The organism is Bacillus cereus group sp. MYBK227-1, from assembly GCF_051916325.1.
Classification (GTDB): Bacteria; Bacillota; Bacilli; order Bacillales; family Bacillaceae_G; genus Bacillus_A; species Bacillus_A cereus.
In genome coordinates this window covers 302,052-327,479 of record NZ_JBQAGK010000003.1, presented here as the reverse complement: position 1 = coordinate 327,479, position 25,428 = coordinate 302,052, and the positions used below count along the sequence as shown (strand labels likewise).

Here is a 25,428-nt window from a genome sequence, read left to right as displayed (position 1 = left end):
CGTTTTCGTTTTAAGCTTGCTTCACGCCACATCGATCTTGTCGATTTTACGAAACGATAGATAACTAATGAAAATTCCTAATAAACAGAGCACGATTGGGATAGCTATAAAATCAAACATACTTACTTGACCGTTTCCAGGACCATAGTTACCACTAATCAGCAAGCCAATTATTACTGCTGAAGTAATCGTTGTCGGTGTCGATTTCTTTCTCATTCCAAAAAATAAAGGAATTAAACTTATACCAGATATCATAAATGCACTTATAATAGTACCTGGAACCATAGCTATTATTTCACCTATCGTAGCAGGTGTTTCAATCAGTCCCATCATTGGACTCACAAAATATACGAGCAAGCTAATAATGAAAGTCGCGATAATCGTGCTCACAAAACAAAAACAGAAAACAATTGTTAATTTCGCACTCATTAGCATTTTCCTTTGTAGCGGATACATAAATGATAGTTGTATCGTTTTGTTCTTATACTCATCAATTACTAAACGTGATAAAATGACTGAACTAAAAATAATGAATGTTATCCTAATAAAAATATTTACTAAAGCCATGTTCTGTGTGAAGTCAAAGAAGAGCACGTCTCCCTCGGCTTTCATTCCCCATGCCATAAGGCTTACTGCAGCGAAAATTGCTATAATACAAATTGCTACACTTTTAAAGTAACTAGATAATTGATGTTTCTTCCATTCGAGCTTCATTAATTTAAACATATAAACCACGCCTCCATTCTTTATATACCTGTCTCTACGCTGCTAACATTCTAATTCCAGCAGTAACGAAGCTTAACATTCCTATCACTAGTAGGATTAACAACCATTTCCGCTCTGGTTTTCTATAATATAAAATTCCACTTACTGGCATTACGATAAATCCACTTACCAGGTTCAGCCACAGTCCATTAAGCATGAATGCCCTCTCCATCCATTACATTTAAGAAATATTCTTCTAAGGAACTATGTTTCTTATTAATACTTTCAATTTCCACATCGTTCATAATAAGTGCTTTGGAAATGGCTTGCTGTGTCACCGCCACTTCATAAACCCGAATCATGTTTCCACTCATTATTTTGTAGTTTTTTATACCAAGTTTATCTTCTAAAATATAAGCTGCACGCTTCACATCAGGAACAGTAATTTCAATGTACTCTGTTTGTTTTCCGTTAATACTCTTCATTGAAACTTCTTTTATTAGTTTTCCATTTTGAATGACACCAATTGTATCCGCCATTAATTCCATCTCACCTAAAATATGGCTAGAAACTAATAATGTAATGCCATATTCTTTGCAGAGCATTTTAAATAAGTCTCTTAATTCTTTAATACCAATTGGATCTAAACCGTTAATGGGTTCATCTAAAATGAGTAATTCTGGCTTTGTTACGATTGCCCTTGCAATACCGAGTCGTTGTTTCATTCCTAATGAAAAATCTTTTACTTTTTTATTATCTATACCTTGCAGCTTCACTAAATGTAAAGCATGGTCAATTTCATTTTTATCGTAATAGCCCATATATTCACAATGTAATTCTAAGTTTTCTTTCGCCGTTAATTTATCATAAAAGATTGGATATTCAATAATCGTCCCCATTCTCTTTAATACTTCATAAGATGTATCTGTTAACTTCTCACCGAAAATTTCAATCTCACCGCTCGTCGGTTTTATTAAATTTGTAATCATTTTCATAATCGTTGTTTTACCAGCACCGTTTGGTCCTAAAAAACCGTAAATTTCTCCTTTTTTCACATGCATGTTAACACCGGAAATAACTTCTTTCCCTTTAAACACTTTCGTTAACTGATTTGTTTTTAATATATATGTCATGTTACTTTCCCCTTTCGCAATACTCTATATTTCTATAATAGACAACGGAAATCTCTTTTTTCTTACCCGTTTCTTACAAATTCCTTACGCTGAAAAAAAGCTTGTAGAATCTACTGCTCTACAAGCTAAAACTGTATCTTTGTTAATACAATTGTAAAAATTGTTTTTTCATACGGTTTACTAGAAAGATGGATTTTTCCATCCATCGCTTCCACCAGTCTTTTCGTAATCGTTAACCCTAAACCGCTTCCTTGGTACAATCTATTTCTCGAATCTTCAAGTGTGTACATACGCTCAAACACTTTATCAATATGAGATTCATCAATCCCTTTTCCTGTATCCCATACGTCTATATACACATTCGTTTCATCATCTCTTAACGTCATACCCAGTATCTTTCCATCGTCTCCATATGTAATTGCATTTGATATTAAATTGTTCAATACCCTACCTAATACTTCTACATTTCCAAGTGCATATATATTTCTTTCTGGTATATCAATATGAACTTGAAACCCTTTCGCCGTCACTAAATCATAAAAAGATAAAATCTTCTCACGACAAACTTCATTCATATTTACTTTTGTCATCTCGATTGCCTTGTCACCAGATTCTAGTTTTGCTAAATCAAAAAACTTATGAATCAGTTCCATTACTTCTAGTGTTTTCACATGCACCTTTTCAAGTAATATTTGCTGTTCTTCTTTATTCATCGTTTTATCCTTATTTAACATTTCTGTATATCCAAGAATAACTGTTAGTGGCGTCTTTAAATCATGTGAAATATTTGAAAGCATTTTTCTCATCGAAATTTCTACTTTTGCATGATCTGCATTCGTTTTCTGTTTTGCATCTAATAATTGATTAATTGCCACTAATAATTTTTGCAATTCTAGATCATCTGTCATAACGAGTAGCGTCTCGCCCGTTTGTAAATTTACAATATTTTCTAATTTTTCATATGTGTATCGTAAATTTTTACTACTATTTTTTCTCATTTTATATTGTATGTAAATGACACATAACAATATAAAAATAATACTTATTAACAAATTGACCATATTACATCACTTCCAACTTATAGCCGATACCCCATAACGTTTTAATATATTCTGGATTAGATGGATCACTTTCGATTTTCTCACGCAACCTTCTCATATGAACATTAATAACGTTATCGTCACCGTAATACTCTTCGTTCCAAATTAGTGTATATATTTGTGCTTTTGTAAATACACGATTTTGATTTTTTACAAACAATTTTAGAATCTCAAATTCTTTTAAAGTAAGTTTGAGAGGCTTCCCGTTTTTTTCCACAGTAAAATTAATTGGATCAATCGTTAAATCACCAATTTGAATCATCTTTTCTGTTGTTTCTGTAGCCGAATATTTCGTAGATCTTCGAATACCTGCCTTTACACGTGCAGCTAATTCAATCATAGAAAATGGCTTACAAATGTAATCATCTGCTCCAAGTCCTAATCCAACAGCTTTATCAACATCTGTATCTTTTGCCGACATCATTAAAATCGGAACAGCACTTTTTTCTCGAATGATTCGTACAACCTCTAAGCCATCTAGCTTCGGCATCATAATGTCGAGGATAATCAAATCAAATGAACCTTTTAAATATGTGTTCACGCCTTCTTCTCCATCAGACGCAATTGTTACTTGAAAGCCCTCTTTTATCAAATACTTTTCCACCATCTCTTGAATTGAGAGATCATCTTCAACTAATAAAATATGATGTGACATATGTCTATCCCCTTTTTACAAACGTTAACAACTCAATTGTATCGTAACTACTACAGACTTGAAACAAATATATGAATTTTCAAACCAACTTCCCTTCCTTCCTTAACAATGATATGATGAAATTCACTACGATTGTTCATAATTAACTTTATATAAAGGAGACTTATCATGTCAGAAAACAAAAAAGTAAGCTTAGCTGATTTAATGCGCGAACAACTTGCTAAGAAAAAGCAAGGAAATGGAAATGGTCAAAATGCAAAAAATCAAAGCCAAGAAACGAAAAAATTACAAAACCAACAAACAAAGAAAACAAACAACCAACGTAGACGTACAGGTGTGTAAATGAACGGACAAAAACGTTCTAATATCGCGCCCGGTCTTGAAGTTGATATTGTATTAAAACAAGATCAACGAACAGGCAAATTAACACGTGGAATTGTAAAAGATATTTTAACAAACTCCCCTTCCCATCCGCATGGCATTAAAGTGCGATTGCAGGACGGACAAGTCGGTAGAGTACAAAATATCGTTCAATAAGAAAAGGAGCTCAAGTAAACTCGAGCTCCTTTTCTTTATTAACCTTTAATTTTCTCGATGAAAACTACTTTTAAGTAGTCTCCTTCTTTAAATTGATCAATGGTACGGAAATCTTCTGGTAAAGAATGTTCTTCTAATATTTTATATTTGCCATTCATTTCTTTAAAGGCTGTATCGATAAAGCCTTTAAACTTTTTCATATCGAATGCGCTACAATTTGTAGAAGCAACGATAATACCGTTATTTTCTGTAATAGCAATTGTTTCTTTTAATAAATTTTTATAATCTTTTGCTGCACTAAATGTATATTTTTTTGAGCGGGCGAAGCTTGGAGGATCAAGTACGACCATATCAAATTTCATCTTTTTCTTAGCTGCATATTTGAAGTAAAGAAATACATCTTCTACAATAATATCTTGTGCTTCATAATCAACTTCATTTACACTAAACTGCTCAATCGTTTTACTTAAACTACGATTTGCAAGGTCAACACTCGTCGTTTTACTTGCTCCGCCAAGCGCTGCAAATACAGAGAAAGCACCTGTATAAGAGAACATATTTAACACTGTTCTTCCCTTTGCATATTTATCACGAATTTGTTTTCGAACGTTACGTTGATCTAAAAATACACCAACCATTGCCCCATCATTTAAATAAACCGCAAAGTTCACACCGTTCTCTTTTACGATAAGTGGGAACTCGCCGCGCTCTCCTGCTACGAAATCATCACCCTCAATATATTTCCCTTTCGTATCAAAACGCTTTTTCTCATAAATACCTTTAAAGTTTGCTACTTTTTGAAGAGCGGCTATAATCTCATCTCTGAAAGTGTAAATCCCTTCACTATACCAACTTACTACGTAGTAGCCATCATAATAATCGATAATTAGTCCTCCAAGACCATCACCTTCACCATTCACCACACGGAATGCTGTCGTATCACTTGATTTATAAAATTGCTTTCGTTTATGTAGGGCAGATTTGATTTTACTTTCAAAGAAAGATTGATTAATTTGTTCACTCTCTTTTCTCGTTAAAATCCAGCCGTATCCTTTATTTTGCTTTCCATAATAACCTTTTCCGACAAAGTTGTTCTTCTCATCTACTACTTTGATGATTGTTCCTTCTTCACGAACATCATTTAAATTTTGAATCGCATCTTTTAAAATAAGCGGATATCCACTTTTAATTTCTTTTATAAATTTCGGTTTTATTTTTACAGTTACTTCTAATCGCATATAATAACTTCCTTTCCATTTGCATGCTTTCTCTACAGGAAGCATTTGAAAAACGAGACTGAAAAAACAGCCTCGTTTCACTATACCATATTATTGCTTTGCTAGTACAACTAGCTCATTCTCGCACTTAACCGCCACATATTTACTATGTTTTGAAATGAAAATCTCACTGTCCAAAATAATAGAAAAAAACTTATATATTTCACATTTACCATTGACAATGATAATGATTTTCATTATCATTTGATGTATATGAGTTCTTGAAAATATAGCTACATTTATAGGAGGAATAAACATGATTATTGTTACAAATACAGCTAAAATTACAAAGGGAAATGGGCATAAATTAATTGAGCGTTTTAATAAAGTAGGTAAAGTTGAAACGATGCCAGGCTTTTTAGGTCTAGAAGTTCTTTTAACACAAAATACAGTTGATTATGATGAAGTAACAATTAGCACTCGCTGGAATGCAAAAGAAGATTTCCAAGGTTGGACAAAGAGCGCTGCATTTAAAGATGCTCACTCACATCAAGGCGGAATGCCAGAATATATTCTTGATAATAAAATTGCTTACTATGATGTAAAAGTTGTACGTATGCCAATGGCTGCAGCACAGTAAGAACAGTCCTTTTTTAAAGTATAGAATATGAGAAGCGTTATCTATCACTTCTCATATTCTATACTTTTTTCTTTAATTTCTTTTTACTAATTTTGCGTGTACAACTAGCCTTCCAGCCTCTGGATCAAGAGCATAATCACAAGTAGAAAGTGTTACGATTTCATCATTAGCCGTCAATTCCGTATCCGTTTTGTACAGTGATTTTTCTTGAATTTCCTTTAAGAACGATGCATATGCCGCATCATTTCCAAAATCCGTTTCAATGTAATAAAAGTCCGTTGTTGTCGTGTATACTGAAAAAACTTCAACGTCGTATCCTTCAAATAATGTATCGTAATATAATTTACGATGAGACATAAAAAAGTCTTCATCCAACATTTTTTTTAAACTACCAAACATAGAACCATCTTTCATACGATGGCCATATAAAATCGTATTTCGATTTTGAGATTTCACATCATTACGATGGTCCATAAAAATGCTTCCCGCTCTCATATCTTCACCTTTATAATTACGAAATAAATAGTAATCATTATCTTTTGCTTGAACGATTGGATAATTAATTTGTGTATCATCCATCGTAATCCATCCGACTATCTCTGGATTAATTTTCTGGAGATCCTGAAACTGTTTACGTACCTCTCCATTTTCTGATTTTTCTTCCATTGGACTTCTTTTATAAATATGTTGTGCCTCAGCCATTACTTTACGATTTTCATAATAATCCATGAAAATCCCGCCCAACTCATACATTGAATAGAAAAAGATTCCTAAAAACACAATTGTAAGTATGCGTTGAAAAAAAGAATTCTTTTTCCGTCCTTTCTTACTATTCAAATTATCACCTCAAAACGGATTATGCTCAGCCTTTAGATTCCCATAGGTACCATGTACAATCCGGTATCTTCATCCTGCTTTACAATGACATCTACACCATATATTGCTTTAACCATTTCTTCTGTTATTACATCATTAGGAATACCTTTCGTAATGATTTCTCCATCTTTCATAACGATAATATGGTCGCTATAACGAATGGCTTGATTAATATCATGTAATACCATTACAATCGTTAGTCCATGCACTTCATTTAACTCTTTCACTAACTCTAATATTTCTAACTGATAGTAAATATCTAAATATGTGGTCGGCTCATCTAAGAAGAGCATTGGTGTATTTTGAGCTAATGTCATCGCGATCCAAACTCGCTGCCTCTCTCCACCAGATAAAGCATAAATTGGCTTATCACGCTTACTTTGTAAATTCGTACATACTAGTGCACGCTCAATCGCTTCTCTATCTTCATCTGTTTGCGGAGAGAATATATTTTTATATGGCATACGCCCGAAGCTTATTAGCTTTTCCACTGTAATATCTGCTGGAGCCTCATTTTGTTGATGGACAACTGCTAGCTTTCTAGCAAACTCTTTCGGTTTATATTCACCAATCGCTTTCCCATCAAGTATTACTTCTCCACTGCTAGGAGCGTGGTTTCTAGACATGACACTAAGTAATGTTGATTTCCCACATCCATTCGGTCCAATGATTGTTGTAATTTTCCCAATTTCTATTTCACTACTAACAGACTTTAAACGATTTGTTACGTTATCGTATGAAAAGGTTACATTTTTAATTTCCATGAACTTTATCACTCTTTCTAAGCAAAAATATTAAGAATGGACCACCAATAACCGCCATAATTGTTGCTGCTGGAATTTCGTTAGGTGGCACAATTAACCTTCCAATTGTATCTGCCGTCAAAATTAATAACGCCCCTGCAAGCGCAGAAAATGGAATTAATACTTTATGGTCTGAACCGACTAATTGTCTTGAAATATGCGGAACTAGTAATCCTACAAAAGCAATAACACCTGCAATCGCTGTTGATACTGCCGCTAAGAGTACTGCAATGGCAGAAATAATAAGACGAACTCTCGTCACGTGCAAGCCTAAGTTTTTCGCAGTCTTATCTTGTAGCGATAATAAGTTACACCAAGCTCCTACGAACAGAGCAAGAATAAGACCAATCGTTCCATAAGTCACCATTATTTCTACATCGCCCCACGTCTTCATTGTTATATTAGAAGTCGTCGTTTGCTTAATACTCTTAATAAAATACCCACAAATCGTAACGAATGATTCATTTAATCCAGTAAACATTGCATTAATGGCAATACCAATTAAAATAATGCGAAGCGGGCTTAATCCTGATTTCCATGAAAACGAATAAACGAGATAACATGCAAGCGCACCACCTAAAAAGGCGAATACGGGTGTCCAGAAAAAGAATTGCGGAAACAACGTAATAATAACGAGTGTCATAAAACTTGCTCCTGAAGATATACCGATTACCCCAGCATCGGCGAGTGGATTTTTCATAACAGCTTGAAAAAGCACACCTGAAACAGCGAGAGCCGCTCCAGTGAACAACGCAATAATAATACGCGGGAAACGTAAATCTTTAATGACTTCAACATCTTCATTTCCACCTGTAAATATCCCTTGTACGAGTTCAACAATACCTACTTCTAAACTCCCTTTCATCGCTGACAATGATGTCATAACAATAAGCAATGCAGTAACAATGAGGAAACTCCAAGTTTTTTTATTCATTCTACTCTTCCTTTATATTAAAATGCATCACGGATACATCATTTTTTTCAATTCATCTAACGCTTCAATTGCTGCTAAATTGCCTGTCGTTCCAAATAAACGCTCTTCTAAATCGTAAACACGGTTATTTTTAACCGCAGCAAAGTGTTTCCAAATATCATTTGTTTTAAATTCTTTATCAAACATTTTTACAACTTCATCAGGCATACCATGAGCTGCTCGTAAAATAATATCTGGATCAGCTTTCTTTAAATACTCTGTATTAGAAGCTAAATATTCTACTTGTTCACCTTGCACAATATTTTTACCACCTAGTTGTTTCACTAAATCTCCAATATAAGAATGCTCTGTTGCTACTAAATAACTTCCCGGCACACCTAATAAAATAAGTACTGTCGGTTCTTTCTTTCCTTTTACTTCTTTTTGAATGCTAGCAACCTTTTTATCTAATTTAGTTACTACTGCTTCGGCCTGTTTTTCACGCCCATATTTCTTACCTAAATGGCTAATAGAACTTTGCATATTTTTCAAACTCGTTAAATCTAAAAAGTTTGCTTTCATACCCACACCATCAAAAACTGGCTTTAATTCATATTCAAGTGTTGTCACAGATAACACTTCTGAAGGCTTTAATGACTTTACCTTTTCCATATCTGGACTCATTGGATTCCCAACTTCAGGTAAACCTTTATATCGCTTCGGTAAAGTTTTAGAGCTTGTTGGAACGCCAACTAAATCTACTTCTAACGCATCCATAATTTCAGTAACAGCCACTGTTGTTGCAACAACGCGCTCTTTACTCTCACTCTTTACCTGCTTTGCTGTTTCTTTTTTTGGTGATGAGCACCCAGCTATACTCATTAACAAAATGATAGCCATTAGTACACTTGCAATTTTCTTCACTCTCAATCACCACTCCTTTCCATACAATATGAAACAAGTCTTGATGCACGCGAATATGCATCAAGACTCCAAAAATTACAATCTACCTGCTCTATATTTACGAACTAGTAAAGCAAGTGAACCTAGCAGTAACACCATATATAAACCAAGTTGTGCTGTATCTGCAGTTTTTGAGTTTTTCTCTTTTTTCGAATCATTTTTTGTATCTTCTTTTTTCTTCTGACCATCTGCATTTCGGTTAAAATCAGGAGTACCTACTGTTTTTACATTATCTACTTTCGGTGTAGTCACTGGATTTTTCGGTTCATTTTTCGGTTCCTCTTTAAGAGTTCCTAACGCGCCGATATTATTTGTATCAAATTGAATTTGCACATCGTAGAAATGATGGTAGTTCATCTCATCGATGTCTACCTTTACTTTTGCGTTTAATTTTTTAAATAGATCTTCTACTTCAAACTGTACTACTCGCGTATTTGCATTTTTATCTTCGCTTACTACTTTCGCATCAGCGAATAGTTCCTTGTTTTCCGTTTGGAATTTCGTAATCCACGCACTATTTTTCAGCACCATCTCAATATATTTTTTACCATCTTTTACGATTAATTTCGCTGGATTTACAACATAGTCATGCATCTTTGAAATCTCATCTGTTTTATCTTTTAATACTTTAAATGTAATATCATATTGGCCATCTACTAAATTTTTCGGATCAACTATTACTTTCGGGTTATTATTTCCACCTTGGTTGTTGTTTCCGTCTTGGTTGTCGTTTCCGCCTTGGTTGTCGTTTCCGCCTTGGTTGTCGTTTCCGCCTTGGTTCCCTAAGGCTTTAATACTGTCTTGATCAAATACAAATTGAACATCATAAAAATGGTGATAATTCATTGAATCAATATCTACTTTTACTTTTGCATTTAATTTTTTAGACAAATCGTTTACTTCTACTTCTACTACTCTTGTATTTTGTTCTTTATTTTCACTTAACACTTTTGCATTAACGAAAGAACCATTTTTCTCAAATTCAAATTTCGTAATCCATGTACTATTTGTTAATGTAAACGATACGTATTTCTTACCATCTTTTACTTTTAATACACCTGGGCTTTTTGTGTATGTGTTCATCATTGAGATTTCATCTGTTTGATCTTTTAACACTTTAAAGCCAATTCTGTATTCACCATCTTTAAGAGCTTTTGGATCAATTGTTGTGTTATTATCTTGGTTATCATTTCCACCTTGGTTGTTGTTTTCACCTTGGTTGTTGTTTCCACCTTGGTTGTCGTTTCCGCCTTGGTTGTTGTTTCCGCCTTGGTTGTTGTTTCCGCCTTGGTTGTTGTTTCCGCCTTGGCTATCTAACGGCTTAATGCTACCTTTATCAAATGCAAATTGAATATCGTAAAAATGGTGATAATTCATTGAATCGATATCTACTTTTACTTTTGCATTTAACTTTTTTGATAAATCTGATACTTCTACTTCCACTACGCGTGTATCAGCTTTTTTATCTTCACTTATTACATGTGCATCAACAAACGAACCATTTTTCTCAAATTCAAATTTTGTAATCCAAGAACTGTTCGTTAACGTAAATGATACATACTTCTTACCATCTTTTACTTTTAGCACACCTGGACTTTTTGTATATGTGTTCATCATTGAAATTTCGTCTGTTTGATCTTTTAATGCTTTGAAATTGATGCTGTATTCACCATCTTTAATTGTTTCAGCATCTGGTTTTTTATTTTCATCTGGTTTTTCTACTTCTGGTTTTTCTGCTTCCGGTTTTTCTGCTTCCGGTTTTTCTACTTCTGGTTTTTTCTCTTCATTTTTAATTTGTTCAAGTTTATCTTGTTCAAATAAAAGTTGTACATCATGCATTTGCTTATAATTTCTTGATGCCATTTCGATAAATACTTTTGTATTTAGTTTTTTAGATAAATCGTTTACTTCAAACTCTACTACTCTTGTATCTTTTTCCTTATCCTCACTCACTACTTTTGCATCAACAAATGCGCCATCTTTTTCCGTTTGGAAATTTTTAATTAATGAGCTACTTTTTAGTGTTACAATTGCTTTTTTCTTACCGTTTTCTACTTTTAATACTCCTGGATTTACCATGTAACTATTCATCTTAGATTCTTCATCTGTTTGATCTTTTAACACTTTAAATGGAATGCTGTACGCACCATCTGTAATTGTGTTAGAATTTGGTTGTTGATCTGGGTCAGGCTTTTGGTCGGGCTTCTGACCTGGATCGGTAGTTTCATTTGGATCTGGCTTATTAGCTGGGTCCTCTTTTTCATTTGGTTTTTCTACATGAATTGGTGTAATGCTATTTTGATCAAATGCAATACGAACGTCGTACTCATGATGATAATTTAAAAAATCAATATCTACTTTTACTTTTGCATTTAATACCTTCTCTACATCTTCTACATCAAATTCTACTACTCTTGTATCTTTTTCTTTATCTTCACTAATTACATTTGTCGCAACTAGCTTACCTGCTTTTTCTGTTTCAAATTTCGTAATCCATGAACTATTTGTTAATGTAAAGGATACTTTCTTTTTCCCATCCTTCACTTTTAAAGTTCCCGGACTTACTGAATATTGATTCATCATCGATTCTTCATCTGATGTATCTTTTAAAACTTTGAAGCCAATTGAATATTCACCGGCAGCCAACTTGGTAGCTGCTTGAACTGCAAGTGGTTGTAATGTTGATACGAATGTAAATATCATTAAAAACATAGCAACAATAATTTTTGTATACCTGTTCAATGGAACGACTCTCCCTTTTGAAAATTATTTAATACTGTTCCCATCAAATACAAAGCGAATATCATACGAAGCATTATAATTAATAATTGGAATATTAATTTTCACCTTGCCATTTAGTTTTTTTGACAAGTCAGCAACTTCAAATTCTACAACTCTAGTATTATCTTTTTTATTTTCACTTAACACGGTTGTTTCTACAAATTGACCATCTTTTTCTACTTGGAAACTTTTAATAGAAGCACTATCTTTCACTTTAAATGAAACATATTGTTTTCCATTTTTAACTGTTAATGTTGCTGGGCTTTCAAAATAACTATTCATTCTAGACGATTCATCTTTATCGCCTTTCCATACAGTAAAAGCAATATTATATTTTCCATCAGCTAGTTTTGTAGCAGCCTTTGCATCTTGTAAACCTAGTGTTGCGATAAATGTAAATAAAACAGCAAATACGGCAATAATCATTTTAAATTGTTTAAACATATATTCATCACCCTTCAAAAGATTTATTTACTCAATTTCACTTTACGAATTAAGAAAGCACCTGAAATAAGAATTAACACTGCAAACAATCCAATACGTGCTTCATCGCCTGTTTTTGGGTTATCTGTTTTTTCAGCTTTTCCATTTTCATTTTTTGTTTCTTTATTCACTTCTTTAGCTGTTTCCTTACTCTCTACTTTTGTTTTCTCTTCTTTTACTTGTGTATCTGTTTTCGCTTGATCATTATTTTTTGTTGTAGCAGCTACGCCATTATCGCCACCTACAGCTTTTACATTTGCATCAAAAGCAAAACGAATTGTGTAGTGGTGGTCATAGTTTGCACTTGGTACAACAACATGAATTTTTACAGCTGCCGGTTTGGATAAATCATCTACTTTAAACTCTACTGTTCTTTTATCTGCCGATTCATCTTTATTAACAACTTTCGCATCAACAAAATTTCCGTTCTCTGGTGCTTTAAATTCTGTAATCCAAGCACTATGATTCATCGGAACTTGTACTCTCATCTCACCGTTTTTCACTATTAATTTTGCCGGCTTTTCAAAATAGTCATTTGCCATTGAAGCTGAATCATTTTCCGCTTTTTGAATTACGTAATTAATATCGTAAGTACCATCAGCTAGTTTTGCTGAAGCATTCCCGTATGGCATTACAAGAAAAGCTAGCATACATACGAACGTTATAATAAAAGCGGGTAATACAGAAACCTTTTTCATTTTTTTTGTTTCCTCCTTGGTTATCTTTCATTTCACTTTTTCCGAAAATGATAATTATTCTCAATTCATAAGAAAAAAATAATCTCTTCTACCTATTATTTAATTAGCATTCTTTTATGTAACATAAGCATTATTGATTATCATTCTCATTTAATATTAAAAATAATATCTCACCCTATTCCTTATACGAAGGCATAGAAACTGAGAAAAAATTATAAAACGTATTTATTGATTATCATTCTCAATGTAAGTCAAAAAAAATAAACTTTCTCTTCTCCTCTTCTTTCACCTCTTCCCATAACAACACTATAGTTATAGAAACCCCGTTTCCCTCACTTCCCTTCCAATATTTCCACAACTAAGTCAATCTTAGCCTACTCATAAATTTTTTGTCAACTATATTACGTATAAAATTTTTAATATCTAAATTTCTCTATATGCGGCTTTTTTTACAAAAAAAGAGACTTTCTATTATAGAAAGCCTCTTTTCTCTATTTTTCTACAGCAATTTCCTGCTTTTGAAACTTAGAAACTATATAACCAAATCCTATACCGATTATACCTGGAACTAACCAACCAATTCCTACACTATATAATGGAATCTTATCTAAAATAGGTGCTAGCGCTGCAATTTGAAGGTTTGCATTGTGTAACCCATCAAAGAAACTTATTGCAAATGCTCCTACAATCCCGCCCACATACATCGCTAATGGAAGACGAACGTAGTTTTCAACAAGTGATAATACGATAAGTACGATTCCAATTGGATAAATTGCGATTAAGATTGGTAATGCTAATGCATTTAACTGAGTTAACCCAAGGTTTGCTACCATAAATGCTAATACACAGAAAATGAAAACGACTTTTTGATAAGAAAGCTTTGGTAATAAGGAAGAGAAGTAATCACCACAAGCTGCAACAATACCTACAGAAGTTGTTAAACATGCTGCTGTAATTGCGATCCCTAGTAATAAAGTTCCGTAGCTACCAAATAAATGATTCACGACATTTGTTAAAATAATTCCTCCGTTTGCGCCCATTCCAAGTGACACACTAGAAGCTCCAAGATAAGCAAGTGCTAAATACACAAGTAGTAGACCAAGCGCTGCAATAAATCCTGCAAAGATTGTTACTTTTGCAATACTGTTTTTATTTGTAATGCCTTTTTCTTTTAACGCATGAATTACAACATTTCCGAATACCAGTGCCGCAAGTCCATCTAAAGTTAAATATCCATCAATAAATCCTTTAAAGAGAGGAGCACTATACGCTTCTGTCGGTGCACCAAATTCTCCAATTGGTGTAATAAGTGCTTTACCTACGATAATTGCAATAACAGCTAATAATATTGGAGTTAGCACTTTACCAATACGACCCACTAATTTCGAAGGATTTAAAGCTAAATAGAAAGTGACTGCAAAGAAAATAAGTGTAAAGATAACAAGTGGATATGACTGACCAGCTATCTCACTTGGTAAAAACGGTGCAATACTCATCTCATAAGCTACTGTTCCTGTACGCGGCACACTTACGAATACGCCTAAACATAAATAAATTGCAGTGATAAAAACAAGTGCGAATATAGGATGTACACGTCCTGCTAGCTCATTAATATCTCCCTTTAAAGCTATAACAATTACTCCTAATAAAGGTAGTCCAACGCCTGTTACGATAAAACCAAACAACGCAATCCATACGTCTGTTCCAGCGCCTTGTCCTAATGCTGGTGGAAAAATCATATTACCCGCACCAAAAAACAGTGCAAATAACATTAAACTTATTGCAAACATCTCTGAAAACTTTAAAGATGATTTCATTTCTACTAACCTCCTAAAATAATAAATTAACAAAATATTCTGAATTAAAATCCGTCACATATCCTCTTTCAAGCATACTTCCCCGTAAAAGAACGCAAAAAACACCCGTCCCTAATAAAGGGACGAGTGTTGAAATCGTGGTTCCACCCTTATTCTAATAAAATGAATTTATAACGAAATAAGCTCATTTTATAGCTCGTGTAAATTGATAACGGTTTTATCCGCCAAGAATTACAATGCATCATGTATGCAGTTCACTCTTGAAGTTTAGAGGTGGTAAGCTTGTCTTTTCGTATTAGGAAGCTCACAGCCTAAGGCTTCCCTCTCTGAGAATCGTAAAATACAACTCATGTCCTCATCATTACTTTTATAAAATATCTTGTCGAAACTTGTTGTTTTTTTATTATATGGGCTATTTTTTAAAAAATCAATAGTTTTATTTTTTCTGACAAAAAAATATAGGGAGAAAATTTTTCCTCCCTATAACTGCCCTATTAAAATTTCTAACTCTTCAGCTGTAACGCTCCGCCACTTTCCAACTTCAAGCTCATTTAGCTCTATATTCATAATGCGTACTCGCTTTAGCTTTATTACAGTAAATCCGAAAGCACGACTCATTCTACGAATTTGCCTGTTCATTCCTTGCGTTAAAACGATACGAAATGTTGATTGATCGACTCTTGTCACTTTGCACGGCTTCGTCATTCCATCTTTAATCTTTACACCGCGGGACATCTCATCAATAAACCAGTCCGTAAAAGGTTTATCGACTGTGACAACATATTCTTTCTCGTGCTCATGATCACCATGTAAAATTTGATTCGCAATGCCGCCGTCATTCGTTAATAAAATAAGTCCTTCTGATGCTTTATCTAATCGCCCAACTGGAAAGATTCGCTCTGGGTAATTGATATAATCAATAATATTATCTTCAATATGATCGGCTGCTGTACAAGTAATTCCGACTGGTTTATGAAATGCGATATACACTTTTTCTTTCTCTTCTTTTACAATAACTTGCCCATCAATCGTTACCCTATCACCATCGCTTACGAGTGCACCGTGCGTACATATTTCGCCGTTAATAGCCACGCGTCCAGCTTTAATGAGACGATCTGTTTCACGTCTGGAGCATAATTTTGCTTCGCTTATGTATTGGTTGATTTTCATGTTCTATTCCTTTTCACATATATTAAAAGCGTCAATCTATGGCAATATCATTCTGCCACGATTGACGCTTTTTCACTTCGCAAAAACAACTAAATAAATAACCCCAATCACCAAAAATATTCCACAACAAGCTAACAATACTTTTGCAAGTTTGTCCATAAACATATAATGGTTTCCCCTTTGTTTCGTTGTTTTCTATTTTAATTCGACAACTGTTACGCCTAGGCCTCCCTCGCCCATGTCACCGTAACGGAAGGTTTTTACACCGCGATGCTTCTTCAAGTAATCTTGTACACCTTGGCGAAGTGCTCCTGTCCCTTTACCGTGAATGATTGATACGCGAGGATAGCTTGCAAGCTGGGCATCGTCTAAGTATTTCTCAACGCGCGCCATTGCATTTTCAAATCGTTCACCACGAAGATCAAGTTCTAATGAAACGTGATAGTCTCTACCTTTTACCGTTGCAACTGCTTTTTTCTCTGTTTGCTTCGGTGTGTTAATGTATTCCATATTAGATTCTTTCACTTTCATCTTCAGAATACCGATTTGTACGCTCCACTCTGTATCGCTTACTTTTTCAAGTAGTTGACCTTTTTGACCGAACGTTAATACTTTCACTTCATCACCTGCACGTAACTGTTGTTTCGGTGCAGTATTTTTCACATTTACTTTTTGTTTCTTAACAAGCTCTGGCGCTGCGCCTTCTAGACGACTCTTCGCTTCAATTAGCTCGTGGTCTTTCACATTTGCAAGCTGTGCTTTACGCAATTGACGAAGTTCTTGAATAATGCCTTCTGCTTCTTTCTTTGCAGCTTCGACTTTTTCTTCTCCTTCTTTTTGCGCTTTTAATAATCGTTCATCACGATCTTCGTTAAATTCAATAATTTGACGTTGCAACTCACGATGAAGTTTCTCAGATTGTTTGCGAAGCGCTTCTGCTTCGTTCCAGTCACGCTCTGCGTTCTTCTGGCTTTCTTCTAACTTCGCAATCATATTTTCAATTTTATTCGTATCTGTACTAATGTGATTGCGTGCTTGCTTAATAACGCGATCAGATAATCCAAGACGTTTCGAAATTTCAAAGGCATTACTACGGCCTGGTACACCGATTAATAATTTATAAGTTGGACTTAATGTATTTACATCAAACTCAACACTCGCATTAATAACTTGCTCACGGTTATATCCGTATGCTTTTAATTCTGGATAATGCGTCGTTGCAACAACGCGAGCACCCCGATTACATACTTCATCTAAAATTGAAATGGCAAGTGCAGCCCCTTCTTGCGGGTCTGTTCCAGCACCTAATTCATCGAATAAAACTAAGCTTTCAAAATCAGCTTTTTCTAAAATATCAACGATGTTCACCATATGTGAGGAGAACGTACTTAAACTCTGTTCAATCGATTGCTCATCACCGATATCAGCAAAGATATTTTTGAATACACAAATCTCTGACTCATCCATTACTGGAATGTGAAGGCCAGATTGCGCCATTAACACACAAATACCAACTGTTTTCAGCGTAACTGTTTTACCACCTGTATTCGGTCCTGTAATAACAATTGTCGTGAAATCTTTACCTAACATAATGTTATTTGGCACGATTATTTCTGGATCGATAAGCGGATGGCGTGCTTGTCTTAAGTCCATGTAACGCTCGTTATTTACAATCGGCTTTGTCGCTTTAATTCGCTTCGCATAAAAAGCTTTCGCAAAGATGAAATCAAGATTTGCAACTACTTCTACGTTTGATAAAACGATATCCGCTTCTACTGCCACTTCTTCTGTTAACATTAATAAGATGCGTTCGATTTCTTGTTTTTCTTTCACACGTGCTTCTTGCAGTGCATTATTTAATTCTACAATGACTTGTGGCTCAATAAATAACGTTTGTCCAGAAGCCGATTGATCGTGAACAATACCACCATATACGCCGCGATATTCTTGTTTTACTGGGATTACGTAACGTTCGTTACGAATCGTTACAATCGAATCAGACAGCATCTTTTGCGCGTTTGAAGAGCGCGTCATATTTTCTAACTTTTCACGAATACGACTTTCCGCAGTACGAATTTGAGTACGAATACCACGCAGTTTATCACTTGCGCTATCGACTACTTCACCGCCGTCACCGATGCAATTTGTAATTTTCTTTTCTAAATCATATAAAGATACAATTTGAGCGACGTGAGTTTCTAAAATCGGAAGCTCGACACCGTTATCAGCCATATCTTCAATGAAGCGTTTCATATTACGACTACCATACATCGTATTTGCAATATCAAGTAATTCATTTGGACTTAACATACTCCCAATTTTTGCACGCTTCACATTTGAGCGAATATCCGTAATACCACCTAATGGTGCACTACCTTTTAAACGAATAACTTTCGCTGCTTCATCCGTTGTATCTTGCATTTCTACAATTTCTTCAAAATCAGTGCTCGGCACTAAATGCTTCACTTTGTCACGACCAAGTGAAGATGCTGTATGTTCAAGTAATTGTTCTTTTACTTTATTGTATTCTAATACACGCAACGTTCTTTCTAACATGTTGCAGGTCCCCCTTGTATTACTTATTACGTTTAATATAGTCTAATAAACGTTCAATATCCCACGTGTTAATCACGTTATCTTTTTGAATCCAACCTTTACGTGCTGCTGCTACACCTGTTTCCATATCTTCTAACATTTCAAGCGTATGAGCATCCGTATTAATCGCTACTTTCACACCAGCATCTTGTGCTTGTTTTAATAATTTCGCGCTTAAATCTAGACGGTTCGGATTCGCATTTAATTCTAAAACTGTATTTGTCTCTTTTGCTAGTTCAATTAATAAATCTGTATCTACATCATAACCCTCACGACGCCCGAGAAGACGTCCTGTAGGATGGGCAATCATTGTGACATGTTTATTCTCAAGTGCAGTACGTAGACGCTTCATAATCGTTTCACGGTCTTGTGAGAAGCTAGAGTGAATCGCTCCAATGACATAATCTAATTCTGCTAATACTTCATCATCAAAATCAAGCGAGGCATCTGGTAAAATGTCCATTTCAATTCCGCGTAAAATTGTAATGTCTGGATACTTTTCATTCATACGTTCAATTTCTTTCGCTTGCTCACGAAGACGCTCTTTCGTTAAACCGTTCGCCACTTTTAAGTATTGCGAGTGATCAGTAATCGCCATAAACTTATATCCACGAGCACGGCACGCTTGTACCATTTCTTCAATAGAAAAAGCACCGTCACTCCAAGTTGTATGCATATGTAAATCACCTTGTATATCGGAAAACTGAATTAAGTTCGGATACTCTTTAATTAATTCAATTTCTTTTCCATCTTCACGCACTTCTGGCGGAATAAATGGCAAACCGAAATGAGCAAAGAAGTCTTCTTCCGTCTCAAATGTTTTCACTTCACCTGTTTCCAAGTTCTCTACACCGTACTCACTAATTTTCTCGCCTTTATCTTTTGCGATTTGACGCATTTTTACATTATGGTCTTTTGATCCTGTGAAATGGTGAAGAGTTGTAATAAACTCTTCTGGTTTTACTAAACGGAAATCAATTGAAATATCATATTCATATTGAAGACGGACAGAAACTTTCGTATCTCCACTTGCTATTACTTCAATCATATTATCAAATTGTAGTAAATGCTCACGTACCGCTGCTGGTTCTGTCGTTGCAATGATAAAATCTAAATCTTTCACTGTTTCACGAACACGGCGCAAACTACCAGCGCGAGAGAAACGAATTACTTCAGCAATATTCGACAATTTCTCCTCTATTTCCCCGGCAATAGGCAATACCATCGCAATTGGTAAACGCTCTGGACGAGAGCCTACTTGATCGATTGCTTCTAATATTTTCTCTTCTGTCTTCTTACCGAAACCTGCTAAAGCTTGTACTTTATTTTCCTCACAAACAGCTTTTAGCGATTCCATATCAACAACACCAAGTTCTTTATATAACTTAGCTACCTTCTTACCACCAAGTCCTGGTAGTTTTAATAACGGCAATAAGCTACTTGGTACTTCTTTTTCAAGTTCTTGTAATACTTCAGATGTTCCCGATTCTATATATTCTTGAATAACGGCTGCTGTTCCTTTTCCGATGCCTGGAATCTTTGTGAAATCTTCAATTTCAGAAAGACTACGATCATCACTTTCTAACGCTGCTGCCGCTTTACGAAATGCAGATATTTTAAATGGATTCGCGCCCTTTAATTCCATAAAAAGCCCGATTGTCTCTAATAATTTGATCACTTGTTTTTTATTTACTTTCATCATTGTCCCGCCTTTCTTTCATAGAAAAAAACTTCTCTTTCCGAAAAAAGAGAAGTTATACTCTGCTACCTGTCTGCCATAGTTCCTTCACCTTTTCAGAGAGAATCGGTGTATCGTCTACAATTATTTTGCTAATTGATGATTGTTGTAATGGTGTTTGTACTTGTTCAATCGGAAGAATGTTCCCAATGATAATTAAGACAAACAAAATAATATATACTTCTAAAAATCCGAGGATTGCCCCCGCAAACGCATTTACTTGCTTTAAAACCGGTATTTCTGCAAACATATTTAACAAATTACCAAGTAATGAAAGTGCAATTTTAGTGATAATAAACAATATGATAAACGCAAGCGCTTGATAAAATACTGTCTCAATATTATTTGCATCAATCCATTCTGGAACAGATACGTTTTTATCAAATGGATACGGAATAAATTTCGCAAGTGCTGGCGCTAAATCTTTACAGTACCAGTATGCAACAAGGTATGCGATAATAAAGCTTGTTAACTTTACAAGTTGCAGAATAAACCCTCTGCGTAAGCCGAGGAAAAATCCCATAACAAGCAGTAAAATGATAATAATATCAATCATGTTATTCCATTCCTTTTTTTGTCATACTTTCTTTCAATTTCTCATGTTCTTCTTTTAATTTTATGTAATCGTGTATGACGTTTACCGCCGTCAATACCGCTAGTCTACTCGTGTCAAGCGAAGGATTCTTGGCATTGAGTTCGCGCATTTTATCATCCACAATCGCTGCTACCATGCGGATATGACTTGTACTTTCATCGCCAACAACTGAATATTGCTGACCATAGATTTCTACATTAATTCGACTTTTCTTTCCCTTTTGTTGTGACAACTCACCGGCCTCCAATCACGTACAGAATCCTAAAGTTTATCATACCATGAACCTTCATAATATGGAAACAGAAAGAACAATCCGATATGATAAAAATAACAATATAAAAAAAGGGGCGACCATTATGTCAAATTCTATCGTAATTCAAACAAATTCTACAGTAATTGAAGACATGAAACAACAATATAAACATTCGCTTAGCCCGAAAACTCCGCAAGGCGGGATCTTCATGGCAAAGGTACCATCTTGCACGATTACAGCGTATAAATCTGGAAAAGTAATGTTCCAAGGAGGCCGCGCTGAAGCAGAAGCTTCTCGTTGGCAAACTGTCTCTCAAACACCGAAAACAGCTGCAAAAAAATCTGTTGATTCACACCGTTATGCACCGCCTGCTTCCATCGGTACAATGTCTATTGTAGGGTCTGATGAAGTTGGTACTGGTGATTTCTTCGGACCGATGACAGTCGTTGCTGTATATGTGGATGCAAAGCAAATTCCACTACTAAAAGAACTTGGTGTAAAAGACTCTAAAAACTTAAATGACGATCAAATTACTGCCATTGCGAAACAACTTCTACACGTTGTTCCTTATAGCTCTCTTGTCCTTCATAACGAAAAATATAACGAGCTATTTGATAAAGGAAACAACCAAGGTAAGTTAAAAGCCTTGCTACATAATAAAGCTATTACAAACTTATTAGCTAAAATGGCACCTACAAAACCTGAAGGCGTCTTAATCGATCAATTCACACAACCTGATACATACTATAAATATTTAGCAAAACAAAAACAGGTACAGCGTGAAAATGTTTACTTCGCTACGAAAGGTGAAAGTGTTCATTTAGCTGTTGCCGCCGCTTCCATTTTAGCTCGCTACTCATTCGTAAAACAGTTTGACGAACTAAGTAAAAAAGCTGGTATGCCACTTCCAAAAGGTGCTGGTAAACAAGTTGATATCGCTGCTGCTAAATTAATTCAAAAGCTTGGTAAAGAACGATTACCTGAGTTTGTGAAACTGCATTTCGCTAATACGGAGAAGGCGCTTCGCTTATTAAAATAGTATCGACAAAAACAGGAGCCTACAAACTCCTGTTTTTTGTTTCACCCTACTATTGTCCTTATAGTTTTGTTATAATTATAATATACAGATTATTCTAACATAGGAGGAGATCCCCATTGCTACTTCTACAAATGATTCTAAATATTTTACTAGGTGATCCACACGAAAGGCAGTTTGAAATTAGGGAAAACATTCAGCTACTAAGTGAACAACGAGCGTTCAACGATCTAATAGAGCGTTATGGTCGCTCTTTCTTATTAAACTTTCGGATTCGAAGATTTATCGGGAAACACGATGCTCGCTCGTTAATACATAATCCAGCAAAACTACAACACTTCTGTGAGGAACTTGAATGTATGATTAGAAAAAGGAGGTTTTTCATATGAACGCTGTAAAAGTTAAAAAGATATTATATGTTTTCGTACACCTCGTAGGCCCACTTTCTTACTTCACTATTTCTACCATTTGAGGAGCTTTTTTCACTACTAAATCCACATTCGAAAATATATCTGATAATCTTGGCGTGATGGCCATCTATTACGTGTTCATGAGTTTACTGTGGTTTTTCTATTTAGATTGATTAGGCAAAGACATAAATAAGATTACAAAAGAAATTAACGATAAGAAGATGTAATACATGAAAAAAGGAGAGTCGCCAAGACTCTCCTTTTTTATGTTAGCTTCGTTTCTGCTTCTTATTTGATGAAGGTACTTTATGTGAACCTGTTTCATGTGTCGTCGTTCCTTGTCCTTCTACTTCTGGAGAACCTAGGCCCGATCTTGAATGATCTTTTTTCACTTTTTTACTCATTTATATTCACCCCTTCGCGTTACTTTTTGCTACAGGGTAATAAACTATGCAAAAGAAAAAGCGAGAGGAAATCCTCTCGCTTTTTTCACATTTTAGAACTCAGAAGAACCTGGAGTTCTTGGGAATGGAATTACGTCACGGATGTTAGCCATGCCAGTGATGTACATTAGGAAGCGCTCGAAACCTAGACCGAATCCAGCGTGTTTTGTACCGCCGTATTTTCTAAGTTCTAAGTACCACCAGTAATCCTCTTCGTTCATACCTAATTCTTTAATTCTGTCTACTAAAACGTCCATTCTTTCTTCACGTTGGCTTCCGCCGATTAATTCGCCGATGCCAGGCACTAGAAGGTCAGTAGCAGCTACTGTTTTACCGTCTTCATTTAAACGCATGTAGAATGCTTTAATGTCTTTCGGATAGTCAGTTACGAATACAGGGCGTTTGAAGATTTCTTCTGATAAGTATCTTTCGTGCTCTGTTTGTAAGTCAATTCCCCATTCTACTGGGTATTTGAAATCAGCACCTGATTCTTGAAGCACTTTAATTGCTTCTGTATAAGTGATGCGACCGAAGTCAGAGTTAATTACGTTGTTCATGCGCTCAAGAACTGTTTTATCAACGAAGCTGTTGAAGAATTCCATTTCTTCTGGTGCATGCTCTAATACGTATTTCATTGCATATTTCAGCATATCTTCTGTAAGGTTCATTACGTCCCCTAGTTCAGCGAATGCAATCTCAGGCTCAACCATCCAGAACTCAGCAGCGTGGCGAGTTGTGTTTGAGTTTTCCGCACGGAATGTAGGTCCGAATGTGTATACATCACGGAATGCTAATGCATAAGCTTCAGCGTTCAGCTGTCCACTTACTGTTAAGTTTGTTTCTTTACCGAAGAAGTCTTTTGACTCATCAACTTTTCCGTCTTCACCTTTTGGTAGGTTATTTAAATCTTGCGTTGTTACGCGGAACATTTCGCCAGCACCTTCTGTATCACTACCAGTGATGATAGGTGTATGAACATGTACGAATCCACGCTCTTGGAAGAATTGGTGAATCGCAAATGCTGCGATAGAACGTACGCGGAACGTTGCAGAGAATGCATTTGTTCTTGGACGTAAGTGAGCGATTGTACGTAAGTATTCAAATGTATGACGTTTCTTTTGAAGTGGGTAATCAGAATCTGATAAGCCCTCGATATCAATTTTTTCTGCTTTAATTTCAAATGGTTGCTTCGCTCCAGGCGTTGCAATTACTTTACCTTCTACTTTAACTGAAGAGCTAAGTGGAAGTTTTGCAATTTCTTTGAAGTTCTCTAATTCTGTATCGAAAACGATTTGAACGCTTTTGAAGAAGCTACCGTCGTTTAATTCGATGAAACCAAATGCTTTTGAATCACGTAAGTTACGAATCCACCCTGATACTTGTACTGTTTGATCTGCATACTTTTCTGTATCTCTATACAGACTTTTTACTAATGTGTTTTCCATAGTGAAATTCTCCTTTGCTCATATATTTAAATACAAAAAAAACCTTTCATCCATAAAGGGACGAAAGGTTAAACTTCGCGGTACCACCCAATTTGTCATAAAGACCAACTTTAACTCGTATGTAATACATACTTCCCGGTTTGTAACAGGCCGGATTCCCGTCTAAGTCTACTCTTGAATACAAGATTCAATTTCGGTTAGCAACTCCAAGGTGTTCTTCACATATACCGCCTCATCAGGCTCTCACCGTCCCTGACTCGCTTTGGATTATAGTATATACTACTTTTCCTTATCATCATCTTTCATTTTGTTAAACTAAAATTAATGTACTACATTCGAGAGAAAGATGCAAGGTGTCGGAAAATATATGAGCGATTTTTGTAATATATCGACTTACCGACAGTGTCCGACAACTAACCCAA

At 35.2% G+C, this 25,428-nt stretch carries 26 protein-coding genes, 1 pseudogene and 2 other annotated features; of the genes and pseudogenes, 6 read left to right on the top strand and 21 right to left on the bottom strand.

Annotated elements, in window-relative coordinates; genetic code table 11:
• Positions 1–21: 21 nt before the first annotated feature.
• From ACTFRM_RS14965 to ACTFRM_RS14945, 5 genes are all read right to left on the bottom strand, one after another.
• Entirely contained in the window at positions 22–726 is a 705-nt protein-coding gene (locus ACTFRM_RS14965; RefSeq protein ID WP_000475552.1) for an ABC transporter permease, read from the bottom strand.
• Between the two features lie 34 nt (positions 727–760).
• Complete coding sequence (locus tag ACTFRM_RS14960; RefSeq protein WP_440043440.1) at positions 761–922, bottom strand: hypothetical protein; 162 nt, start codon at positions 920–922, stop codon at positions 761–763.
• On the bottom strand, positions 915–1,838 hold the full coding sequence (locus tag ACTFRM_RS14955) for an ABC transporter ATP-binding protein (protein ID WP_000221069.1): 924 nt from the start codon (positions 1,836–1,838) through the stop codon (positions 915–917). Before ACTFRM_RS14955 ends, ACTFRM_RS14960 begins: the two co-directional genes overlap by 8 nt.
• A gap of 125 nt (positions 1,839–1,963) precedes the next feature.
• The gene (locus ACTFRM_RS14950) at positions 1,964–2,899 is read right to left on the bottom strand and encodes a HAMP domain-containing histidine kinase (RefSeq protein ID WP_000247684.1); all 936 of its coding nucleotides are present in this window, start codon (positions 2,897–2,899) and stop codon (positions 1,964–1,966) included.
• A gap of 1 nt (position 2,900) precedes the next feature.
• Positions 2,901–3,593 (bottom strand): response regulator transcription factor, encoded by a 693-nt coding sequence (locus ACTFRM_RS14945; protein ID WP_000018056.1) that lies wholly within the window; start codon positions 3,591–3,593, stop codon positions 2,901–2,903.
• Positions 3,594–3,761: 168 nt separating this feature from the next.
• On the opposite strand from ACTFRM_RS14945, the gene ACTFRM_RS14940 reads away from it, so the two are divergent.
• Entirely contained in the window at positions 3,762–3,935 is a 174-nt protein-coding gene (locus ACTFRM_RS14940; protein ID WP_001293578.1) for a hypothetical protein, read from the top strand.
• The gene (locus tag ACTFRM_RS14935; RefSeq protein ID WP_001014310.1) at positions 3,936–4,130 is read left to right on the top strand and encodes a YwbE family protein; all 195 of its coding nucleotides are present in this window, start codon (positions 3,936–3,938) and stop codon (positions 4,128–4,130) included.
• Between the two features lie 38 nt (positions 4,131–4,168).
• Here the strand turns inward: ACTFRM_RS14935 and ACTFRM_RS14930 are convergent, their stop codons facing one another.
• Complete coding sequence (locus ACTFRM_RS14930; RefSeq protein WP_001235507.1) at positions 4,169–5,368, bottom strand: class I SAM-dependent rRNA methyltransferase; 1,200 nt, start codon at positions 5,366–5,368, stop codon at positions 4,169–4,171.
• 295 nt (positions 5,369–5,663) lie between these two features.
• Between ACTFRM_RS14930 and isdG the strand changes: the two genes are divergently transcribed.
• Positions 5,664–5,987, top strand: a complete 324-nt coding sequence (gene isdG, locus ACTFRM_RS14925) for a heme oxygenase (protein ID WP_000587818.1) — start codon at positions 5,664–5,666, stop codon at positions 5,985–5,987.
• A 72-nt stretch (positions 5,988–6,059) separates the two neighbouring features.
• Here isdG and srtB read toward each other — a convergent pair whose 3' ends face one another.
• From srtB to zapA, 13 genes are all read right to left on the bottom strand, one after another.
• Positions 6,060–6,824, bottom strand: coding sequence for a class B sortase (gene srtB / locus ACTFRM_RS14920; protein WP_001086126.1), 765 nt, complete (start codon positions 6,822–6,824; stop codon positions 6,060–6,062).
• A 32-nt stretch (positions 6,825–6,856) separates the two neighbouring features.
• Positions 6,857–7,627 carry an ABC transporter ATP-binding protein gene (locus ACTFRM_RS14915; RefSeq protein WP_000403758.1) on the bottom strand — a complete coding sequence of 257 codons (771 nt, stop codon included), beginning with the start codon at positions 7,625–7,627 and terminating at the stop codon, positions 6,857–6,859.
• Positions 7,617–8,600: a FecCD family ABC transporter permease gene (locus ACTFRM_RS14910; RefSeq protein WP_001036848.1), complete on the bottom strand. Its 984-nt coding sequence runs from the start codon at positions 8,598–8,600 to the stop codon at positions 7,617–7,619. The genes ACTFRM_RS14915 and ACTFRM_RS14910 overlap by 11 nt, the downstream gene beginning before the upstream one ends.
• A 27-nt stretch (positions 8,601–8,627) precedes the next feature.
• Positions 8,628–9,509: a heme ABC transporter substrate-binding protein IsdE gene (gene isdE / locus ACTFRM_RS14905; protein WP_033685303.1), complete on the bottom strand. Its 882-nt coding sequence runs from the start codon at positions 9,507–9,509 to the stop codon at positions 8,628–8,630.
• A 69-nt stretch (positions 9,510–9,578) separates the two neighbouring features.
• Complete coding sequence (locus ACTFRM_RS14900; RefSeq protein ID WP_440043439.1) at positions 9,579–12,284, bottom strand: NEAT domain-containing protein; 2,706 nt, start codon at positions 12,282–12,284, stop codon at positions 9,579–9,581.
• A gap of 24 nt (positions 12,285–12,308) precedes the next feature.
• Positions 12,309–12,767: an NEAT domain-containing protein gene (locus tag ACTFRM_RS14895; RefSeq protein ID WP_000476164.1), complete on the bottom strand. Its 459-nt coding sequence runs from the start codon at positions 12,765–12,767 to the stop codon at positions 12,309–12,311.
• Between the two features lie 23 nt (positions 12,768–12,790).
• Complete coding sequence (gene isdC, locus ACTFRM_RS14890) at positions 12,791–13,504, bottom strand: heme uptake protein IsdC (protein ID WP_000757944.1); 714 nt, start codon at positions 13,502–13,504, stop codon at positions 12,791–12,793.
• A 491-nt stretch (positions 13,505–13,995) separates the two neighbouring features.
• Positions 13,996–15,321 carry a branched-chain amino acid transport system II carrier protein BrnQ6 gene (brnQ6, locus tag ACTFRM_RS14885; RefSeq protein ID WP_000842635.1) on the bottom strand — a complete coding sequence of 442 codons (1,326 nt, stop codon included), beginning with the start codon at positions 15,319–15,321 and terminating at the stop codon, positions 13,996–13,998.
• Positions 15,322–15,436: 115 nt separating this feature from the next.
• Positions 15,437–15,692: a binding site (T-box leader), on the bottom strand.
• 109 nt (positions 15,693–15,801) lie between these two features.
• Positions 15,802–16,491: a 23S rRNA pseudouridine(2604) synthase RluF gene (locus ACTFRM_RS14880; RefSeq protein WP_000700716.1), complete on the bottom strand. Its 690-nt coding sequence runs from the start codon at positions 16,489–16,491 to the stop codon at positions 15,802–15,804.
• 195 nt (positions 16,492–16,686) lie between these two features.
• Entirely contained in the window at positions 16,687–19,047 is a 2,361-nt protein-coding gene (locus ACTFRM_RS14875; protein ID WP_440043438.1) for an endonuclease MutS2, read from the bottom strand.
• A gap of 19 nt (positions 19,048–19,066) precedes the next feature.
• Complete coding sequence (gene polX / locus ACTFRM_RS14870) at positions 19,067–20,785, bottom strand: DNA polymerase/3'-5' exonuclease PolX (protein ID WP_000867532.1); 1,719 nt, start codon at positions 20,783–20,785, stop codon at positions 19,067–19,069.
• A 55-nt stretch (positions 20,786–20,840) separates the two neighbouring features.
• Positions 20,841–21,380 carry a CvpA family protein gene (locus ACTFRM_RS14865; protein ID WP_097952023.1) on the bottom strand — a complete coding sequence of 180 codons (540 nt, stop codon included), beginning with the start codon at positions 21,378–21,380 and terminating at the stop codon, positions 20,841–20,843.
• A 1-nt stretch (position 21,381) separates the two neighbouring features.
• A complete protein-coding gene (zapA, locus tag ACTFRM_RS14860; RefSeq protein WP_000082701.1) occupies positions 21,382–21,651 on the bottom strand; it encodes a cell division protein ZapA in 270 nt (89 codons plus the stop codon).
• A 124-nt stretch (positions 21,652–21,775) separates the two neighbouring features.
• Here zapA and rnhC point away from each other — a divergent pair, with 124 nt between their 5' ends.
• The 3 genes and pseudogenes from rnhC to ACTFRM_RS14845 all read left to right on the top strand — a co-directional run bounded on the left by rnhC (position 21,776) and on the right by ACTFRM_RS14845 (position 23,291).
• Positions 21,776–22,711, top strand: a complete 936-nt coding sequence (rnhC, locus tag ACTFRM_RS14855; protein ID WP_033695585.1) for a ribonuclease HIII — start codon at positions 21,776–21,778, stop codon at positions 22,709–22,711.
• A gap of 116 nt (positions 22,712–22,827) precedes the next feature.
• Positions 22,828–23,097: a hypothetical protein gene (locus tag ACTFRM_RS14850; RefSeq protein WP_000925539.1), complete on the top strand. Its 270-nt coding sequence runs from the start codon at positions 22,828–22,830 to the stop codon at positions 23,095–23,097.
• Positions 23,094–23,291, top strand: a pseudogene (locus ACTFRM_RS14845) (hypothetical protein). The gene ACTFRM_RS14850 and the pseudogene ACTFRM_RS14845 overlap by 4 nt, the downstream one beginning before the upstream one ends.
• 96 nt (positions 23,292–23,387) lie before the next feature.
• On the opposite strand, the gene ACTFRM_RS14840 reads toward ACTFRM_RS14845, so the two are convergent.
• Entirely contained in the window at positions 23,388–23,522 is a 135-nt protein-coding gene (locus ACTFRM_RS14840) for a YuzL family protein (RefSeq protein WP_000039588.1), read from the bottom strand.
• A gap of 92 nt (positions 23,523–23,614) precedes the next feature.
• The gene (gene asnS / locus ACTFRM_RS14835) at positions 23,615–25,006 is read right to left on the bottom strand and encodes an asparagine--tRNA ligase (protein ID WP_000432177.1); all 1,392 of its coding nucleotides are present in this window, start codon (positions 25,004–25,006) and stop codon (positions 23,615–23,617) included.
• Between the two features lie 53 nt (positions 25,007–25,059).
• Positions 25,060–25,311 (bottom strand) — a binding site (T-box leader).
• Between the last annotated feature and the right edge of the window lie 117 nt (positions 25,312–25,428).

Coding starts and splice junctions, on each gene's coding strand:
- ACTFRM_RS14940 (WP_001293578.1), top strand. CDS start 3,762: ATGTCAGAAAACAAAAAAGTAAGCTTAGCTGATTTAATGCGCGAACAA.
- ACTFRM_RS14840 (WP_000039588.1), bottom strand. CDS start 23,522: ATGAGTAAAAAAGTGAAAAAAGATCATTCAAGATCGGGCCTAGGTTCT.
- ACTFRM_RS14935 (WP_001014310.1), top strand. CDS start 3,936: ATGAACGGACAAAAACGTTCTAATATCGCGCCCGGTCTTGAAGTTGAT.
- ACTFRM_RS14910 (WP_001036848.1), bottom strand. CDS start 8,600: ATGAATAAAAAAACTTGGAGTTTCCTCATTGTTACTGCATTGCTTATT.
- ACTFRM_RS14960 (WP_440043440.1), bottom strand. CDS start 922: ATGCTTAATGGACTGTGGCTGAACCTGGTAAGTGGATTTATCGTAATG.
- brnQ6 (WP_000842635.1), bottom strand. CDS start 15,321: ATGAAATCATCTTTAAAGTTTTCAGAGATGTTTGCAATAAGTTTAATG.
- ACTFRM_RS14875 (WP_440043438.1), bottom strand. CDS start 19,047: ATGTTAGAAAGAACGTTGCGTGTATTAGAATACAATAAAGTAAAAGAA.
- ACTFRM_RS14945 (WP_000018056.1), bottom strand. CDS start 3,593: ATGTCACATCATATTTTATTAGTTGAAGATGATCTCTCAATTCAAGAG.
- isdG (WP_000587818.1), top strand. CDS start 5,664: ATGATTATTGTTACAAATACAGCTAAAATTACAAAGGGAAATGGGCAT.
- polX (WP_000867532.1), bottom strand. CDS start 20,785: ATGAAAGTAAATAAAAAACAAGTGATCAAATTATTAGAGACAATCGGG.
- rnhC (WP_033695585.1), top strand. CDS start 21,776: ATGTCAAATTCTATCGTAATTCAAACAAATTCTACAGTAATTGAAGAC.
- ACTFRM_RS14965 (WP_000475552.1), bottom strand. CDS start 726: ATGTTTAAATTAATGAAGCTCGAATGGAAGAAACATCAATTATCTAGT.
- asnS (WP_000432177.1), bottom strand. CDS start 25,006: ATGGAAAACACATTAGTAAAAAGTCTGTATAGAGATACAGAAAAGTAT.
- ACTFRM_RS14950 (WP_000247684.1), bottom strand. CDS start 2,899: ATGGTCAATTTGTTAATAAGTATTATTTTTATATTGTTATGTGTCATT.
- ACTFRM_RS14865 (WP_097952023.1), bottom strand. CDS start 21,380: ATGATTGATATTATTATCATTTTACTGCTTGTTATGGGATTTTTCCTC.
- ACTFRM_RS14930 (WP_001235507.1), bottom strand. CDS start 5,368: ATGCGATTAGAAGTAACTGTAAAAATAAAACCGAAATTTATAAAAGAA.
- ACTFRM_RS14955 (WP_000221069.1), bottom strand. CDS start 1,838: ATGACATATATATTAAAAACAAATCAGTTAACGAAAGTGTTTAAAGGG.
- ACTFRM_RS14880 (WP_000700716.1), bottom strand. CDS start 16,491: ATGAAAATCAACCAATACATAAGCGAAGCAAAATTATGCTCCAGACGT.
- isdC (WP_000757944.1), bottom strand. CDS start 13,504: ATGAAAAAGGTTTCTGTATTACCCGCTTTTATTATAACGTTCGTATGT.
- ACTFRM_RS14915 (WP_000403758.1), bottom strand. CDS start 7,627: ATGGAAATTAAAAATGTAACCTTTTCATACGATAACGTAACAAATCGT.
- ACTFRM_RS14895 (WP_000476164.1), bottom strand. CDS start 12,767: ATGTTTAAACAATTTAAAATGATTATTGCCGTATTTGCTGTTTTATTT.